The organism is Streptomyces sp. NBC_01214 (assembly GCF_026340975.1).
In the GTDB taxonomy this organism is placed as follows: Bacteria; Actinomycetota; Actinomycetes; order Streptomycetales; family Streptomycetaceae; genus Streptomyces.
The window spans coordinates 2,989,236-3,005,725 of sequence record NZ_JAPEOS010000001.1 but is presented as its reverse complement, the minus strand read 5'-3'; the positions used below and the strand labels follow the sequence as shown (position 1 = coordinate 3,005,725).

Annotated in this window: 16 protein-coding genes; 9 read left to right on the top strand and 7 right to left on the bottom strand. The window is 72.7% G+C overall.

All coding sequences use genetic code 11. The annotated features are described in order from the left end of the window. Nucleotides 1–58 precede the first annotated feature (58 nt). Both OG594_RS14385 and OG594_RS14380 read left to right on the top strand, forming a co-directional pair. Nucleotides 59–958, top strand: coding sequence for an RNA polymerase sigma-70 factor (locus OG594_RS14385; protein WP_266598787.1), 900 nt, complete (start codon nucleotides 59–61; stop codon nucleotides 956–958). 53 nt (nucleotides 959–1,011) lie between these two features. Beyond that, entirely contained in the window at nucleotides 1,012–1,773 is a 762-nt protein-coding gene (locus tag OG594_RS14380) for an SDR family oxidoreductase (RefSeq protein ID WP_266598785.1), read from the top strand. Between the two features lie 19 nt (nucleotides 1,774–1,792). Here OG594_RS14380 and OG594_RS14375 read toward each other — a convergent pair whose 3' ends face one another. Continuing rightward, a complete protein-coding gene (locus tag OG594_RS14375; protein ID WP_266598783.1) occupies nucleotides 1,793–2,950 on the bottom strand; it encodes an ROK family transcriptional regulator in 1,158 nt (385 codons plus the stop codon). Between the two features lie 55 nt (nucleotides 2,951–3,005). Between OG594_RS14375 and OG594_RS14370 the strand changes: the two genes are divergently transcribed. From OG594_RS14370 to OG594_RS14355, 4 genes are all read left to right on the top strand, one after another. After that, nucleotides 3,006–4,253, top strand: coding sequence for an MFS transporter (locus OG594_RS14370; protein WP_266598781.1), 1,248 nt, complete (start codon nucleotides 3,006–3,008; stop codon nucleotides 4,251–4,253). A gap of 99 nt (nucleotides 4,254–4,352) precedes the next feature. Further along, nucleotides 4,353–5,759 carry a uracil-xanthine permease family protein gene (locus tag OG594_RS14365; RefSeq protein ID WP_266598779.1) on the top strand — a complete coding sequence of 469 codons (1,407 nt, stop codon included), beginning with the start codon at nucleotides 4,353–4,355 and terminating at the stop codon, nucleotides 5,757–5,759. Between the two features lie 75 nt (nucleotides 5,760–5,834). Beyond that, on the top strand, nucleotides 5,835–6,476 hold the full coding sequence (locus tag OG594_RS14360; protein WP_266598777.1) for a DUF5995 family protein: 642 nt from the start codon (nucleotides 5,835–5,837) through the stop codon (nucleotides 6,474–6,476). Between the two features lie 43 nt (nucleotides 6,477–6,519). After that, entirely contained in the window at nucleotides 6,520–7,128 is a 609-nt protein-coding gene (locus OG594_RS14355; protein WP_266598775.1) for a hypothetical protein, read from the top strand. A gap of 61 nt (nucleotides 7,129–7,189) precedes the next feature. Here OG594_RS14355 and OG594_RS14350 read toward each other — a convergent pair whose 3' ends face one another. From OG594_RS14350 to OG594_RS14335, 4 genes are all read right to left on the bottom strand, one after another. Further along, nucleotides 7,190–8,887, bottom strand: coding sequence for an NAD(P)/FAD-dependent oxidoreductase (locus OG594_RS14350; protein WP_266598773.1), 1,698 nt, complete (start codon nucleotides 8,885–8,887; stop codon nucleotides 7,190–7,192). Between the two features lie 43 nt (nucleotides 8,888–8,930). Beyond that, nucleotides 8,931–9,731: a carbon-nitrogen hydrolase family protein gene (locus tag OG594_RS14345; protein ID WP_266598771.1), complete on the bottom strand. Its 801-nt coding sequence runs from the start codon at nucleotides 9,729–9,731 to the stop codon at nucleotides 8,931–8,933. Between the two features lie 189 nt (nucleotides 9,732–9,920). After that, complete coding sequence (locus OG594_RS14340) at nucleotides 9,921–10,319, bottom strand: hypothetical protein (RefSeq protein WP_266598769.1); 399 nt, start codon at nucleotides 10,317–10,319, stop codon at nucleotides 9,921–9,923. Between the two features lie 83 nt (nucleotides 10,320–10,402). Continuing rightward, the gene (locus OG594_RS14335; RefSeq protein WP_266598767.1) at nucleotides 10,403–10,525 is read right to left on the bottom strand and encodes a cell envelope biogenesis protein OmpA; all 123 of its coding nucleotides are present in this window, start codon (nucleotides 10,523–10,525) and stop codon (nucleotides 10,403–10,405) included. A 173-nt stretch (nucleotides 10,526–10,698) separates the two neighbouring features. Between OG594_RS14335 and OG594_RS14330 the strand changes: the two genes are divergently transcribed. Beyond that, nucleotides 10,699–11,421, top strand: a complete 723-nt coding sequence (locus tag OG594_RS14330; RefSeq protein WP_266598765.1) for a GNAT family N-acetyltransferase — start codon at nucleotides 10,699–10,701, stop codon at nucleotides 11,419–11,421. Nucleotides 11,422–11,457: 36 nt separating this feature from the next. Here the strand turns inward: OG594_RS14330 and OG594_RS14325 are convergent, their stop codons facing one another. Then, nucleotides 11,458–11,913 (bottom strand): Lrp/AsnC family transcriptional regulator, encoded by a 456-nt coding sequence (locus tag OG594_RS14325; RefSeq protein WP_007262967.1) that lies wholly within the window; start codon nucleotides 11,911–11,913, stop codon nucleotides 11,458–11,460. A gap of 16 nt (nucleotides 11,914–11,929) precedes the next feature. Continuing rightward, nucleotides 11,930–13,414, bottom strand: coding sequence for an amino acid permease (locus OG594_RS14320; protein WP_266598763.1), 1,485 nt, complete (start codon nucleotides 13,412–13,414; stop codon nucleotides 11,930–11,932). Between the two features lie 828 nt (nucleotides 13,415–14,242). Here OG594_RS14320 and OG594_RS14315 point away from each other — a divergent pair. Both OG594_RS14315 and OG594_RS14310 read left to right on the top strand, forming a co-directional pair. Then, nucleotides 14,243–15,217, top strand: coding sequence for a GDSL-type esterase/lipase family protein (locus tag OG594_RS14315; protein WP_266602901.1), 975 nt, complete (start codon nucleotides 14,243–14,245; stop codon nucleotides 15,215–15,217). Between the two features lie 103 nt (nucleotides 15,218–15,320). After that, a complete protein-coding gene (locus OG594_RS14310) occupies nucleotides 15,321–16,376 on the top strand; it encodes an SCO0930 family lipoprotein (RefSeq protein WP_266598761.1) in 1,056 nt (351 codons plus the stop codon). Nucleotides 16,377–16,490 lie beyond the last annotated feature (114 nt).

Here is a 16,490-nt window from a genome sequence, read left to right as displayed (position 1 = left end):
CCGGCGGCCACCGGGTCCTCGCTCGTTCCGCATGTACCCGGCCTCGTACGCTGCACCGGTGATCACACACATCACCGCGTCCGACGCGGACTTCGAGGAAAACCGTCCCCGGATGTTCGGCATCGCCTATCGCATGCTCGGCTCCGCCGCAGAAGCCGAGGACGCTGTGCAGGAGGCGTACCTGCGCTGGGCGTCGGCGGACCGCGAGGAGATCGAGCACCCCGGCGCCTGGCTCGCCAAGGTCGTCACGAACCTGTGCCTCAACACCCTCTCCTCGGCACGGGTCCGGCGCGAGGCGTACGTCGGCCCCTGGCTCCCGGAGCCCGTCCTCACCGGGGACGGCACGCTCGGCCCGCTGGAGTCCGCGGAGCAGCGGGACAGCGTGTCCATGGCCCTACTGGTACTGCTGGAACAGCTCACGCCGGTCGAGCGGGCCGTCTACGTACTGCGCGAGGCCTTCGCCTACAGCCACCGGGAGATCGCCGGACTCCTGGACCTCACCGAGGCCAACTGCCGCCAGCTCTACCGGCGGGCGGCCGGCCGGGTGGCCGCCGAACGGGCCGCCGAGCCCGAACGGCGCTTCGAACCGGACCCCGAACGGTGGCAGAGCCTCGTGGAGACCTTCATGACGGCGGCCCGCGACGGGGACCTGGCCCGGCTGGAAGGCATGCTGACGGCCGACGTCCGGTTCGTGTCGGACGGCGGCGGCGTGGTCAACGCGGCACTGCGGCCGATCCTGGGACGGGAGAAGGTCGCCCGGTTCGCGGTCGGCGTGCTCAAGAAGTTCGCCGGGGACCTGCCGGTCAGCGTCGCGGAGATCAACGGGGTACCGGCGCTGCTCTTCGGCGAGACCGCCGTTCTGCTGGTGGAATTCGAGAACGGGCTGGTCAGCGGGCTCAGCACGGTGCTCAACCCGGAGAAGCTGGAATTCCTCCAGCGGCAGCTGTCACATTCCTGAGGGCCGTCCGGTCTCCGCTGCTGAAGGAACGACATCGGCGAAAGGCGGAACCCGTGAGCACCATCCTCGTCACCGGCGGCACCGGCACCCTCGGAGTACCGGTCGTGGACCGGCTCCGGCACGCGGGCCACGAGGTCCGTGCGCTGAGCCGGCACGCCCCGGACCACCCCGTCGACCTGACGGACGGCAGCGGGCTGGACGCGGCGACGGCGGGCGCGGAGGTGATCGTGCACTGCGCGAGCAACCCGCGCGGCGGCGGCAAGGACGACGAGGCCGCCGCCCGGCACCTCATCGACGCGGCCCGGCGGGCGGGGACCGTCACCAACATCGTCTACATCTCGATCGTCGGGGTCGACGTGGTGCCGCTCGGCTACTACCGGACGAAGCTGAAGGTCGAGCGGCTGCTGGAGGCCTCGGGGCTGGGCCTGACCATCCTGCGCACGACCCAGTTCCACGATCTGGTGGCGCAGCTGGTGGACACGACGGCGAAACTGCCGCTGGTGCCGGTGCCGATGCCCGGCGGGGTGCGGGTGCAGCCGATCGCCGTCGGTGAGGTCGCGGACCGCCTGGTGGAACTGGCGGTCCCGACTCCGTCGGGCCGGGTCCCGGACATGGGCGGCCCGGAGATCCACACCCTGGCGGACCTGGCCCGCACCTACCTGACCGCGACGGGCCGCCACCGCCGGGTGGTCCCCGTCCCCCTGGCCGGCAAGGCCTACGCGGGCTTCAAGCGCGGCGGCAACCTGACCCCGTCCCACGCGGTGGGCCGCCTCACGTTCGCCCAGTTCGCGGCGGGTCGGGGTCGGGGGCGCTAGGCGGGGCCCCCGCTCCCGTCTACGCCCCGAACAGCACCGCCTGCGCGGCCTCCCGCGCCGCCAGTTCGGCTCCCGCCAGGACCGCCGGGTCGCCCAGGGTCGTGGCGCGGATCTCCGTCGGGACCGGGGTCAGTTTCGCCACGCGGTGGGCGACCCGGGCGGCCAGGGCGGGGCCGCCCGCGCGGCCCAGTTCGCCCGCCAGGACCACGCAACCCGGGTCCAGGATCGCCGCGGCCGCCGCCGCGCCCAGCGCGAGCCGTTCGGCCAGGGCTTCGAGGAAGGGCTCCCCCGCGGCTCCGGCCACGGCCTCCTCCGCCGGGCCCGCGAAGCCGTGCGCGCGCGCCAGCGCGGTCACGGCTTCGCGGCCCACCAGGGCGTGGAATCCGCCCGCGCAGTCCTCGGCCGACGGCAGGCCGGCGGTGCCCGGTACCGGGAGGAAGCCGATCTCGCCCGCCCCGCCGGAGGCGCCCCGGCGTAGCCGGCCGTCCAGGACCACGGCCGCGCCCACGCCCGCGCCGAGCCACAGCAGGACGAAGGAGTCCAGGTCGCGGGCCACGCCCAGGCGCTGCTCGGCGAGGGCGGCCAGGTTGGTCTCGTTCTCGACGACGACCACGGCGGGCAGGCTCCGCTGCAGGGCGGTGACCAGGTCCCGGTGCCAGGCCGGGAGGCCGCTGGTGTCGCGGAGTTCGCCGGTGGCCGGGGCGACCAGGCCCGGGGCGCCTACGACGACGGTGTGCAGCTCGGCGGCGCCGGCTTCGCGTGCGGTGCGCAGCAGGGCGGCCACGGCGTCCTCGGGGGCGCCGACGGGCAGGGCTGCTTCGGCGAGGCGGCGGCCGAGGAGGTCGGTGACGACGGCGGTGACCCGGTCGGTGCGCACGTCGAGGGCGGCCAGGTGGGCGCGGTCGGCGACGATCCCGTACAGCTTGGCGTTGGGGCCGCGGCGCTGTTCGCCGGATTCGCCGGCGACTTCGATGAGTCCGGCTTCGGTGAGCCGGTCGACGAGGTCGGCGACCGAGGGGCGGGAGAGGCCGGTCATGGCTTTGAGCTGGGTGGCCGTCAGCGGCCCGGATTCCTGGAGCAGTTGCAGGGCGAGGCGGTCGTTGATGGCCCGGGCCGTGCTGGGCGAGGCGGGCGACGGTGCCGGGGCGGTGGTGGGGGCAGGAGTCACGGAGCCCATCCTAGGGAGTCGGGCCCATTATCTATCAGGCAGGGTCCCTGATAGTTTAATCCTCATGACCGGGGACACAGACCTCAGCCCGGCGCGCCTGCGCCATGCCCGCCATGCCATCGCCGCCGTCTTCTGCACCCACGGAGCCGTGACCGGCTCCTTCGCCACCCGTATCCCCTGGATCCAGGAGAACGCCCAGCTCAGCGCGGGCACCCTGGGCCTGGCCCTCGCCGCCCCCGCCGTGGGCGCGGCGCTCGCGATGCCGCTGGCGGGCCGGATCAACCACTGGCTCGGCGCACGCGCCGCGCTGCGGGCCCTGCTCTGCCTCTGGACCCTCTCGTTGATCCTGCCGAGCCTCGCCCCGAACCTGCCCGCCCTGTGCTTCGCGCTCTTCGTCTACGGAGCCACCGCCGGCATGTCGGACGTGGCGATGAACGCGCTGGGCGTGGAGACGGAGAACCGGCTGGGCCGCTCGATCATGTCCTCGCTGCACGGCATGTGGAGCGTGGGCGCGCTGCTCGGATCGGCCGCGGGTACCGTCGCCGCGCACACCGGGGCCGACGCCCGGCTGCACCACCTGGTCGCCGCGCTGGTCCTGACGGCGGTCGGGCTGTTCGCCGTACAGGGCGTGTTGGACCTGAGGGCCGACCAGGGGGCGCAGGCGCCGCCGCACTTCGCGCTGCCGCCGAAGTCGGCGCTGCTGATCGGGGCCGTCGGGTTCTGCGCGGTCTTCGCCGAGGGCGCGAGCCTGGACTGGTCGGCGGTCTACCTGCGGGACGTCCTGCACACGGACGCGGGTCTGGCGGCTGCCTCCACCACCGCCTTCGCGCTCACCATGGCCGTGGCCCGGCTGGTCGGGGACCGGGTCGTGGACCGGTTCGGGGCGGTGCGCACGGTCCGGGCGGGCGGTGTGGTGGCCACCGCGGGCGGGCTGCTCGTGGTCGGGGTCCGGCATCCGGCCGGTGCACTGGTCGGGTTCGGGTTGATCGGGCTCGGGATCGCGGTGGTGGTCCCGCTGGCCTTCGCGGCGGCGGGGCGCAGCGGCCCGGCACCGGCGCAGGCCATCGCCGGTGTCGCGACGATCACGTACACCTCGGGGCTGATCGCCCCGTCGGCGATCGGTGCGGTGGCGGACGCGACCTCGCTGGTGGTGTCCTTCGGGCTGGTCACCCTGCTGGCGTTCGCGCTGATCGCCGGTGCCGCGGTACTGCGCCCGGGGGCGCCGGTGGGGCAGGCTGGGGGCGATCTCGGTGGGGCGACGGCCCAGGCCGGCCCCGCCCACCTCGACGAACCTGCTCAAACCCGGCCGTAATATGTCGACTGGCCGCAGTGGCACGTACCCCGTGCGCTGCGGCCTCGATGTGTGAGCGGCCGGAGCGGCGGCGACCGTCCGGAGAAGAAGGAGCGGAACATGGGCCTCGGCGTGGGCTGGACCCTGCACGGAGACGGGCGGACTCCCGCCCCCGGCGCGGTGGTCCGGCCGGAGGAGCGGCTGTCGTGGCCACGGACCGCCGGGCTGGGCGCGCAGCACGTCGTGGCGATGTTCGGCGCGAGTTTCGTCGCTCCGGTCCTGATGGGCCTGGACCCGAACCTGGCCATCATGATGTCGGGCGTCGCGACGGTGATCTTCCTCCTCGCGACGCGTGGCCGGGTGCCGTCGTACCTGGGCTGCTCGCTGTCCTTCGTCGGCGTCGCGGCGGCCATCCGGGCCGCGGGCGGGGACAGTGCGGTGGTCACGGGCGCCGTCTTCGTCGTCGGTGTGGCGCTGTTCCTGGCGGGCCTGGTGGTCCAGCGGTTCGGCGCCCGCGTCATCCACGCGGCGATGCCGCCCATCGTGACGGGCGCGGTGGTGATGCTGATCGGCTTCAACCTGGCGCCGGTGACGGCGAGCACGTACTGGCCCCAGGACCAGTGGACGGCGTTGCTGACGATGCTGTTCACGGGGGCGGCCGTGGTCTGTCTGCGCGGATTCTGGTCGCGCATCGCGATCTTCCTCGGTCTGCTCTTCGGGTACGGGATCTCCTGGCTCTCCGACCTGCTCTTCGGGAAGATCCACTCGACGCTGGGCGGGGAGGCGGCCGTCGACCACTGGCGGCTCGACCTCTCGGCGGTCGCCAAGGCGGACTGGATCGGGCTGCCGTCCTTCCACGCGCCGGCCTTCGAGTGGTCGGCGATCCTGATCGCCCTGCCGGTGGTAATCGCGCTGATCGCCGAGAACGCGGGCCACATCAAGGCCGTGGGCGAGATGACCGGCGATCCGCTCGACGACAAGCTGGGCACGGCGATCGCGGCGGACGGCGCCGCGTCCATGCTGTCCACGGCGGTCGGCGGCCCGCCGAACACCACCTACTCCGAGAACATCGGCGTCATGGCGGCCACCCGGGTCTATTCGACGGCGGCCTACTGGGCGGCCGCGGGCTTCGCGCTGCTCTTCGGGCTGTGCCCCAAGTTCGGTGCGATCGTCGCCGCGATCCCGGGCGGGGTGCTCGGCGGCATCACGGTCATCCTCTACGGGATGATCGGCCTGCTCGGTGCGCAGATCTGGATCAACGGCGGGGTGGACCTGCGCAATCCGCTGAACCTGGTGCCGGCCGCGGCGGGCATCATCATCGGCATCGGCGGCGTGAAGCTGCAGATCACCGACACCTTCGAGCTGGGCGGCATCGCGCTGGGCACGATCGTGGTGATCACCGGCTACCACGCGCTGTGGTACCTCGCGCCCGCGCACCTCAAGCAGGAGCCCCTGCTCGACGCGGGCACCTCCGGCTACGACGCCGGCGACGACGACTCCGGGGACGACCAGGACAAGCGCCGTTGACGGTGTTTCGCCCGAACCGGGGAAGCGTACGGCCAAGTTCCCCGGATCCGTGTCGGCGCCTGCGACCCTGCCCCCATGGAAGCGGTGCTGGCGCGGATGCGCGCCCTGGAGGAGCGGCTCCCGCCGCAGGACGGTGTCGCCGTCTTCAACCGGGTCTACCTGACGGTGACGGAGACCCTGCACCGGCGGATCGAGCACGGCGCCTTCCCGGCGCCCCGGCGGGCGCAGACGCTCAGCGTGCGGTTCGCGGAGCGGTACCTGACGGCGGTGGAGGCGGAGCGGGCCCCGGCCTGCTGGCGCCCCTTGTTGCAGTACCGCCGCCACCCCGGGATCCGCCCGCTCCAGCACGCGCTGGCCGGGATCAACGCGCACATCGGCCATGACCTGGCGCTCGCGGTGGTGGCCACGTGCGGTGAGCTGGGCTGTGAGCCGCGGGCCCTGGAGGCGGACTTCGACCGGGTCGGCGACACGCTGGTCTCGCTGGAGGAGCACATCCGGGAGGACCTGATGCCGGGTCCGGACCTGTTGGAGATCGCCGACCCGCTGACCCACCTGGTCGGCTCGTGGAGCCTGGAGCGCGCCCGCGCCGGGGCCTGGTCGGCGGCCCGTCTGCTGTGGACGCTGCGCCGGGCGCCTGAACTGGCCGAGGAGTTCACGGACTCCCTCGACGCGGGCGTGGGCCTGGTCGGCCGCTGCCTGCTGACCCCGCGGGGCTGAAACCCCGGTGCGGGCCGGACGGGGGCCGCCTTAGGCTCCCGCAATGACCAGCTTCGCCACGCACCGGCTCCGGGTGCACGACGTCTCGCTGGCGCCAGTGCAGCGGTTCTGCGGGTTGCGGACCTGCGTGGCCGAGTTCGCGCCGTACGGCGTCCGTGCGACCTACCACCACTTGGTCCACAGCGCCCGGATCCCGGCGGACCTGGAAGAGGATCCGGACGCGCTGGTGAGGGCGGTGGAGGAACTGCACGCCGCCCGGGAGATCTGGCGTGCCGCGCACGCGACCTGGGTGGTCGCGCGATGCGCACAGAAGGCGGCCGGGGTCCGGATCCCGGATCCGCCGGAGCCGACGCGCCGCCTCTGGTGCCCCGACCCCGAGTTCCACCCCGTGGAGCCGCTCACCGCCACGATGCCGCGCATCCTGCGCGCCCCGCCCGGGGAGTGGGCGAGCTGCCCCGTCTGCGACGTGGACCGCGGCACGACGCGGTACCACGCCGGTTACGGCGTCCACCGGCTGTGCGCCGGGTGCGGGGTGAGCCTGGGGTACCGTCCCACCGGCCCGGAGGACGACGTGCCGGCCGCACGCGCCGCGGTGGCCGCGCGCTGGCGGCTGGTCTGGAGGCGTACGGCCCCGCCGTGGCGCGGGCATTGAAAACGGGCCGTCCCCGCGCTGCTCACGCGGGGACGGCCCGTGGCCTTGGGTACCCGGAGGATCAGTCCTCGGGGAGTTCGACCGGGGCGATGTCGTCGTAGACGTCGCCGGGGCCCGGGTTGGTGGAGTCCGTGGACCCGCCGAGGTGGTGCATGACGCCCCAGACGGCGTTGAGGGCGGTCTGGACCGCGCCCTCGGCCCAGCCGGCCGTCCAGGAGATGTCGTCGCCCGCGAGGAAGATGCCGCGCTTGTCCTCGGGGAGGCGGTCCTGCATGAAGTGGGTGAACAGGCGGCGCTGGTAGCGGTAGTGGCCCGGGAGGTTGGCCTTGAACGCGCCCATGAAGTAGGGCTCGTCCTCCCAGGAGACGGTGACCGGGTTGCCGATGATGTGACGGCGGATGTCGACCTTGGGGTAGATCTCGCCGAGGGACTTCAGCATGACCTCCATCCGCTCGTTCGCGGACAGCGGCAGCCACTTGAGGCTGTCGTCGCACCAGGTGTACGAGAGGCAGATGACGGCGGGCTTGTCCGGGCCGTTGTCCAGCAGGTACGTGCCGCGGGTCATGCGGTCGGTCAGCGTCATCGACATGACGTCGCGGCCGGTCTCCTCGTCCTTGTCCAGCCAGAACGGCCGGTCGACGGGGACGAACAGCTTGGACGACTCCATGTAGTGGGTGCGCTCGATCGCCGTCCAGTGGTCGATCGGGAACAGCGTGTCGTCGCACTCGATCTTCGACAGGAGCATCCAGGACTGGGCCGTGAAGATCGCGGCGCGGTACGTGCGGATGTCGCCGGAGGCGTCGGTGACCGTGATGCGGTTGCCGGCCGTGCGGTGCAGGCGGGTGACCGCCGGGCGCGGGGTGCCGTCGTGCAGGGTGGACAGGGAGGTGCCCTGGGCCCAGTGGACGATCTTCTCCGGCTCGCGCTCCCACAGGCGCAGCGGCAGCTGCTGCGAGCCGCCGACGATGCCGCGGTGGTGGTCGTCGGCCTCGGTGTAGACGACGCGCAGGATCTCCAGGATGGAGTTCGGGAAGTCGGTGTCCCAGCCGCCGGTGCCGAAGCCGACCTGGCCGAAGATCTCGCGCTTGCGGAAGGACTTGAAGGCCTCCGACTTGCAGAGGAAGCCGTAGAAGGTCTCGTCGTCGAGCTTCTCGACGAGCTTGGCCCAGATCTCGCGGATGCGCGGGACGTCCCGCTCGCGCATCGCGGTGTTCATGTCGGAGAAGTCGGCGCCCTCGTCGAGGCAGGCGTTCCAGGCCTCGGCGACGTCGCGGTAGATCTGCGGGAGGTCCGCGATCGTCTCGGCGTAGTGGGTCTCGCCCTTGAGGTCGACGACCGTGGAGGGGGTGGCCTCGGCGAGCGGGTTCGGGAAGGGCTCCGTGACCAGGCCGACGAGGTCGATGTAGTGCTGCAGGGCCGTGGAGGAGGGCGGGAAGCGCATGGCGCCCATCTCCGCGGTGAGGCCCTCGGTCTCGGCGCCCTCGAAGCCGACGGTGCGCAGACGGCCGCCGATCTGGTCGGCCTCGTAGACGACGGGCTTGAGGCCCATCTTCATCAGCTCGTAGGCCGAGATGATGCCGGACAGCCCGCCGCCGATGACGGCGACCTCGGTGCCGAGCTCGGTCGCCGGTATCTGACCGAGGCCCGCCGGGTGGGCGAGGAAGTCGTCGTACGCGTACGGGAAGTCCGGACCGAACATGGTGATCGGCGGCTGTCCGTCGCTGTGCGGGACGGCGGTGGTGGGCACCGTGGACGTCATGGGGGTACGTCTCCTTGCGGCAGGGCTGGGGGAAGAAGAGGGCTTAGACGAGGGAGGCGTAGAGCCCGGGTCGGCGGTCGCGCAGGTACGGGTTGTTCTCGCGCGAGGCCGACAGCAGCTCGGGGTCGGCCTCGCCGAACACCAGCTCCTCGCCGCGGCCGGCCCGGGTCCGGGTGACCCCGTCGGGGCTCGCCAGGCAGCTGAGTCCGACGAACTCGAACTCGCCTTCCGGGCCGGTGCGGTTGACGTACGCGATGTACATCTGGTTCTCGAAGGCCCTTACGGGGACGAGCTGTTCGGCGACGAACTGGAACGGGTGCATCTGCGCGGTCGGCACCAGGAGGAGGTCGGTGCCGGCGAGGGCGTGCGCCCGGACGTTCTCGGGGAACTCCACGTCGTAGCAGATCATGATGCCGATGCGGAGGCCGTTCAGGTCCGCCTGGACGACGGGGGTGTCGCCGGGGGTGAAGGCGTCCTGTTCGAAGCAGCCGAAGAGGTGGGTCTTGCGGTAGTTCGCCAGCGCCGCGCCGTCGGGGCCGATGAGCTGGGCGGCGTTGTAGACGACGCCGTCCGCGCTCTCCGGGTAGCCGTAGAGGACGGCGATCCCGTGGCGGCGGGCGATCTCGCCGATGGCCCGGGCACAGGCGCCGTCGGCGGCCTCGGCGAGGCCGGGGATGTCCTGGAGGTCCAGCGCGTAGCCGGTCAGGAACATCTCCGAGGTCACGAGGAGCCCGGCCCCGCTCTGTGCGGCGCGCGCCGCTGCCTCGTCGAGCGCCTTGAGGTTCTCGGCGGTGTCGCCGAGAACGCCGGAGCTCTGGAGGAGGGCGGTGCGCAGCGGGGGCATGGGCTACCTCTGTGACAGGCGGGGAGGGGGTCATAAAACGGTACGTTCGCGCGTTCGACCCGGACAAGCCGTGAGCGTTGCGCTCCGCGCATCGATTCGTTGCGTGTTCCCTGGTTGACGCGGCGATTCGTTGCGCGGAGCGCCCCGGCCCCCTCGTGGACCCCATACGCCCCCTGGTGCGGCCCCTTGCTACGAGGCTGCGCGGAAGGCCGGGTGGGTGGCCAGGAAGCGCAGGTCGTCGAGGATGTCGGGGGTGTGGTCGGAGACGACGCGGCCGCTCCAGGTGTCGACGAGGGCCGGGACGGTCAGGGCGCCGTCGAAGTGGTGGCCGGTGGCCTCGTAGGCCAGCCGCAGGGCGGTGTACTCGGCCTCCCGGGGCTCCGTACCGAGGACGGTGGCGGTGATCGAGCGGGTCAGGCCGAGCTCGGCGAGGGCGTCGGTCACGCGGAGGGAGCGATGACAGCCGGCGCGGAGGTAGAGGTGGTAGCGGTGCGGTACGGGGGAGAAACCGGCTCCGATGCGGCCCCGCGGGGCGGGCGCCGGGCCGGTGCGGGGCAGGGGGGTGCGGGGCAGGACGGTGTGCGACATGACTCTCCTGGCGTGGAGGACAACACGGCTGGGCCCCGGGCGGCACGGTGCGCGCCCGGTCCGGGTCACTCGTCTCTGGGGGGTCAGCCGCGCGGGCCGAAGGCGCTGCACACCCGCAGGAGGTCGATGTGCAGGCGCCGGGTGAGCCACCAGCGCCGGAGGGTCCGGGCCCGCGTGTCCGTGTCCGCCGTCCGGGCCGTGTCCACCGCCGCCCACCCCCGTCCTGTCCTCGGCCGCCCCCGACCGGTGCTGGTTAGGCTTCCGGTGGTGGGCGTCGTCCGTCATGGCCGTCCACCGCAGTCTCGTGGCGGCGCCCGGGGCCGTCAAGAAGGCGGTCACCAGCCGGACGCCGTCGCCCCACCCGAGGAGTCCTGCACCCATGTCCCCCGAGAGCGGCACGCTGTACGGCAGTGAAGTGCTCGACGCGGTACTCGACAATCCGGTCTGGGCCGCGCTGACCGGGCCGCACCGCGGTTTCGCCGAGTTCGGGCCCGCGGGTCTGGCGGCCCGCTACGCGCCGGACACGTCCCCGTTCTCGGCGCTCGCCGATCCGCAGGACCCGCGGGCGTGGGCGGATCTGGCCGCGCTGGCCGGCCCCGGGCAGGAGGTCTGGGTGACCGGGCTGCTGACCCCGCCGCCGGGGTGGCAGACGCTGGTGACGGTTCCGGGGGTGCAGCTGGACGGGCGGGCGGTACGGGCCGAGGCGGCGCCGGAGGCGGTGGTGCTGGGGCTCGGTGACGTACCGGAGATGCTGGAGCTGGTGGCGCTGACCAAGCCGGGCCCGCTCCTGGACCGGACGGTCGAGCTGGGCACGTACCTCGGGATCCGTCACGACGGCCGGCTGGTCGCGATGGCCGGGGAGCGGATGCGGCCGGCGGGCTGGTCGGAGATCAGCGCGGTGTGCACCCACCCGGACCACCGGGGCCGGGGCCTGGCGGGCCGGCTGATACGCGCGGTCGCGGCGGCGGTCCGTGAGCGCGGGGAGCTCCCGTTCCTGCACGCGGCGGCGGCCAACACCGGGGCCGTGCGGCTCTACGAGTCGATGGGCTTCGCCCTGCGCCGCAGCCCGCTCTTCCTGGGCCTGCGCACTCCGGGGGCGTGACCGCCCCGGCCCCGCCCTCGCCCTCGCCGGGAGGCGTTACGCGGGCGCGCCGGAGGTGAAGCGGCGCAGGAGCGGGGAGAGGACGAGCACCGACTTGGTGCGTTCCACGAACGGCTCGCCCGCGATGCGTTCCAGGACCCGTTCGAAGTGGCGCATGTCGGAGGCGAAGACCTGGACGAGGGCGTCCGCGTCGCCGGTGACGGTCGACGCGGACACCACCTCGGGGTACCTCTCCAGTCCTCGCCGGATGTCGTCCGGCGAGGTGTTGTGCCGACAGTAGATCTCGATGAAGCCCTCGGTCTCCCAGCCCATGGCGGCCGGGTCCACGCGGACGGTGAAGCCGGTGATGGCGCCTTCGGCGCGCAGCCGGTCCACGCGCCGCTTGACGGCGGGCGCGGAGAGCCCGACCTCGGAGCCGATGTCCGCGTAGGAGCGGCGGGCGTCCTCGGCGAGGGCGTGCACGATGCGTTCGTCGAGATCGTTCAGTCGCACGGGGGGTGAATCACTTCTATTCAGCGGCCTCCTCGGCCGTGGCGGCCAGGGCGGCCACAGTGGCCAGGCTGGAGCGGCGCATGCCGTAGAAGAAGTAGATCACGAGCCCGACGACCATCCAGCCACCGAAGTACAGCCAGGTGAGTCCGGGCAGCTCCACCATCAGGTAGGCGCAGAAGACGAAGCCCAGGATCGGGGTGACCGGGAAGAGCGCGACCTTGAAGGTGCGGTTCATCTCCGGGCGGGTGTAGCGCAGGATGACGACGGCCACGTTGACCAGGCCGAAGGCGAAGAGCGTGCCGATGCTGGTGGCGTTCGCCAGTTCACCCAGGGGGATGAAGGCGGCGAGCAGTCCGCAGAAGAGGCAGACGATGATCGTGTTGACGCGGGGCGTGCCGGTCTTCGTGTCGACCTTGGCGAAGGCCTTGGGCATCAGACCGTCGCGGGACATGGCGAAGAGGATGCGGGTCTGGCCGTAGAGGACGGCGAAGACGACGCTGGCGATGGCGACGACGGCGCCCGCGGCGAGGATGACGCTCCAGAAGGAGTGTCCGGTGACGTTCTCCATGATCTGGGCCAGGGCGGCCTCGCTGCCCTCGAACTCCTGCCACGGCATGGCGCCAACGGCGACCAGGGCGACGAGGCAGTAGATCACGGTGACGATCAGCAGCGAGAGCATGATCGCGCGCGGCAGGTCCTTCTTCGGGTTCTTGGCTTCCTCACCGGCGGTGGAGGCGGCGTCGAAGCCGATGTACGAGAAGAAGAGCATCGATGCGGCGGTGCTGATGGCGGTGACGCCGAGCGGGGCCAGCGGGGTGTAGTTCCCGGCCTTGATGCCCATGAAGCCGATGACGATGAAGACCGCCAGCGTCACGATCTTGACGCCGACCATGATCGAGTTGATCCGGGCGCTCTCCTTGGCCCCGCGGAGCAGGAAGACCATGCAGAGCAGGACGACGACCAGGGCGGGCATGTTGATGTAGCCGCCCTCGCCCAGCGGGGCGGAGAAGCCCTCCGGGATGGTGACGCCGAGGGTGCCGTCGAGCAGCTCGTTGAGGTACTGGCCCCAGCCGACGGCGACGGCCGCGACGGAGACGCCGTACTCCAGGACCAGGCACCAGCCGCAGATCCAGGCTATGAGCTCGCCCATGGTGGCGTAGGCGTAGGAGTAGGAGGAGCCCGAGACGGGGATCGAGCCCGCGAGTTCGGCGTAGGAGAGCGCCGAGAAGAGCGCGGTCAGGCCCGCGACGATGAAGGCGATGAAGACGGCCGGGCCGGCGATCGGGGTGGCTTCGCCGAGGACGACGAAGATGCCGGTGCCCAGGGTCGCGCCGATGCTGATCATGGTCAGCTGCCACATGGTGAGCGACCGCTTGAGCGCGCCGCCCTCACCCTGGCCGCCCTCGGAGACCAACTGCTCCACCGGCTTGCGGCGGAGCAGCGGGTTGACGGGCTTGCGGGCCTCGGAAGCGAGCGGTGGCGCCTGGCCGTGGTCGAGCACGAGGGGACTCCTTGTCACTGCGGATCGGGGAGGTCAGGGGAGGCGTCGACCGCGACGATCCGGAGCAGGGCAGGGCCCGTCGAAAGAAGGGTCTGCTCATGGGGGACCGCCGAGCAGGCGATCCGCGCCACTCCACGTACAGCGAGTGAGCCTACGAGCTGAGTGATACCGCCCGTAATGGACCATCCTTGCACATTGGCGCACGATCATTGCGCGGATCGGTCACTGACAGTCGTTTGTTGCGTATGGATGATCGATCGCTGCGCAAGCCGCCGCGAACCCCACTTCTTGACACTTCGTCAGATGTGCCGCAGCGTGCAGCCCTGGATCCGCGGAGATCGGCCCCGTCGGAATCCCGGTCGAGGTCCCGGCCGGCCGCCGGGGGCCGCCCCGACGGCATTGGTCCGCTCCGCGGCGGTGGAACCGGTCCCGAGCGGGGTACGGGTGAACGCGGTGGCAGCGGGGGTGGTGCGGACCCCGCGGTCGCCGCCCCGCCGGGCACCGGGGGCGGCGGCGCACCGCGGAGAACGCCCCGCCGGGCCGGGTCGCCGAGACCGCGGACAGCGCGGCCGCCCCGTACGTCCCGGCCCCGCCGCCGTCCTCCGCGTCGCGGGGACGTGCGGTCGTGGTGGACGGCGGGGTCGGCGTGAGGTTCCCCTACCCGACGATCGGAGGCGACCGGTGATACCAGCAGGACCAGCAGGACCAGCGGGACCCGCGGGACCCGCAGGGCCGGACGGACCGGGGCTGCCGACCGGGCCGCCGGGACCGACGTGGTCGGCAGGGCCGCAGCGCCACCCCGACGGGCCGGCGCCCTGGCAGGACGCGCTGCCCTTCCTGCGCGGGGTCGCCTGGCTGGACCGGGGCCGGCCGGTCCGCGCCGATCCGACCGACACCATGCGGCTGCCCTGGGACACCGGCGAGCGCTCCACCCTGCCCATCGGCGTCCGGCTGGAGTTCACCACCGAGACCGCGCGGTCGGTGGAGGTCCACTACCGGGCGACCGTGCCCGGGCCCACCGACGCGCTGCGCGACCTCGCGCACGGCTTCGCGCTGTGGGACCGGCACGGGGTGGTCACCGAGGTGTTCACCGAACCGGCTGCGGAGGCCGTCGTACGGATCGACCTGGGTGGCGGCACCGGCCCCTTCACCATCCACCCGCCCGAGACCCAGTCCCCGCTGATCCTCGAGCTGCGCGGGATCGGCGGCCCGCTCGCCCCGGCGCCGCCGACCCCGCGCTGGGTGGTGCACGGCGACTCCATCACCGAGGGCTGGTGGTCCACCCGCCCCGCGCACGGCTGGCCCGCCGTCACCGGCCGGGCGCTCGGCTGGGACACCGTCAACCTCGGCTACGCGGGCGCCGCGCGCGGTGAGCTGACCACCGCCGAGCAGCTCGCGGGCCTGCCCGCCGACGTCCTCACGCTCGCCTTCGGCACCAACTGCTGGTCCCGGGTGCCCTTTTCGCCTCCGCTGCTGTACGAGACCACGCGCGCGTTCCTCGAACTGGTCCGCCAGGGGCACCCGCGGACCCCGATCCTGCTGGTCTCCCCCGTCCTGCGGCCCGACGCCGAGCGCACCCCGAACAAGCTCGGTGCCACCCTCGGCGCCCTGCGGGACGCGATGGAGCGCGCCGCCCGGGACCGGATGGCCGCGGGGGACGACCGGCTCGCCGTGCTACCGGGCCGGGACCTGCTCGGTCCCGAACACCTGGCGGACGGATTGCACCCCAACGACAGCGGACACCAGGTGCTCGGCCTCGCTGTGGCCACGGCCCTGCGGCGCTCCGGGTTCGGCGTGGGGTGAGTGAAACAGCCCACACCGGACGAGGTGAACAGATCTCTCCCATCGCGGCGTGTCCTGGGCAGAGTTGACGCCATCACGGTGGCGGACGCGAAGGACACCACGAGTGGGAGAGATCAAGATGGGCATCAAGCGCGGAACCACCCTGGCCGCGGCCGCGATCGTCGTCGTGCTGGCAGCGACGGCCTGCGGCCCCACCGACGACAAGGCCGCGGACACGACCAAGCCGGTCGGGGCCGCCGCCGCGGCCCCGGACACCGGGAAGGCCTCGGACGCCGGCTACGGCTCCGACGGCGCTGCGGGAGCTGCGGGGGCTGCGGGCGCCTCGGGCGCCAAGCCGGCCGGGCAGCTGGCGATCACCTCCAACGACAAGGTCGGGCCGGTCCTCACCGACAGCGCCGGAATGACCCTCTATCGCTTCGACAAGGACACCGCCAAGCCGCCGAAGTCGAACTGCGACGGCGACTGCGAGAAGACCTGGCCGGTGGTCGCCGCGGGCGATGCCACCGCCGCCGCCGGCATGGACCCGGCGCTGCTCGGCGAAGTGGTGCGCACCGACGGCAGCAAGCAGCTGACGGTGGGCGGTTGGCCCGCCTACCGCTACAGCAAGGACACCAAGGCGGGCGACGTCAACGGGCAGGGCGTCGGCGGCGTCTGGTTCGCCCTCGCGGCGGACGGCAAGAAGGCGGCGAAGGCCACGCCGGCCGAGGGCGCGCCGCCCGCCGAGGCGGCGCCGCCCGCCGAATCCGCGCCGCCCGCCGAGTCCGCGCCCCCGGCCGCGGGCGGCGGCGCAGCCGAGGCCGACGGGAAGCTGTCGGTGGCCAAGGACCCCAAGCTGGGCGACCACATCGTCGACGGCAAGGGCATGACCGTCTACCGGTTCAAGCCGGACACCCAGTGGCCGATGACCTCCAAGTGCGTGGGCGACTGCCTGACCAAGTGGCCGGTCGTCGCGCCGCTGGAGAAGGCCAAGGACAAGGGGATCGTCGAGAAGAACTACACGGTGCTCAACCGTCCGGACGGCCAGAAGCAGCAGAGCGTCGACTGCTGGCCCGTGTACACCTTCAGCGGTGACAAGAAGCCGGGCGACGTCAACGGCCAGGGCGTGGGCGGCACCTGGTACGCCGTCTCTCCGGACGGCAAGCTCATCACCGTCCAGTAGCCCCTGCCCCTGCCCCTCCCCCCACCTCCCGTCGTTCCCTTCCCTCCCCCCACCCCGTTCGCGCGGCCCTCGCCCACCTCCCCCCTGGGCGGGGGCCGCGCCCCTTTTCCGTTC

What these genes read in the sequence shown, in the direction of transcription:
- OG594_RS14360 (WP_266598777.1), top strand. Translation starts at nt 5,835, where the DNA reads ATGGAAGCGGTGCTGGCGCGGATGCGCGCCCTGGAGGAGCGGCTCCCG.
- OG594_RS14350 (WP_266598773.1), bottom strand. Translation starts at nt 8,887, where the DNA reads ATGACGTCCACGGTGCCCACCACCGCCGTCCCGCACAGCGACGGACAG.
- OG594_RS14370 (WP_266598781.1), top strand. Translation starts at nt 3,006, where the DNA reads ATGACCGGGGACACAGACCTCAGCCCGGCGCGCCTGCGCCATGCCCGC.
- OG594_RS14330 (WP_266598765.1), top strand. Translation starts at nt 10,699, where the DNA reads ATGTCCCCCGAGAGCGGCACGCTGTACGGCAGTGAAGTGCTCGACGCG.
- OG594_RS14345 (WP_266598771.1), bottom strand. Translation starts at nt 9,731, where the DNA reads ATGCCCCCGCTGCGCACCGCCCTCCTCCAGAGCTCCGGCGTTCTCGGC.
- OG594_RS14375 (WP_266598783.1), bottom strand. Translation starts at nt 2,950, where the DNA reads ATGGGCTCCGTGACTCCTGCCCCCACCACCGCCCCGGCACCGTCGCCC.
- OG594_RS14365 (WP_266598779.1), top strand. Translation starts at nt 4,353, where the DNA reads ATGGGCCTCGGCGTGGGCTGGACCCTGCACGGAGACGGGCGGACTCCC.
- OG594_RS14355 (WP_266598775.1), top strand. Translation starts at nt 6,520, where the DNA reads ATGACCAGCTTCGCCACGCACCGGCTCCGGGTGCACGACGTCTCGCTG.
- OG594_RS14340 (WP_266598769.1), bottom strand. Translation starts at nt 10,319, where the DNA reads ATGTCGCACACCGTCCTGCCCCGCACCCCCCTGCCCCGCACCGGCCCG.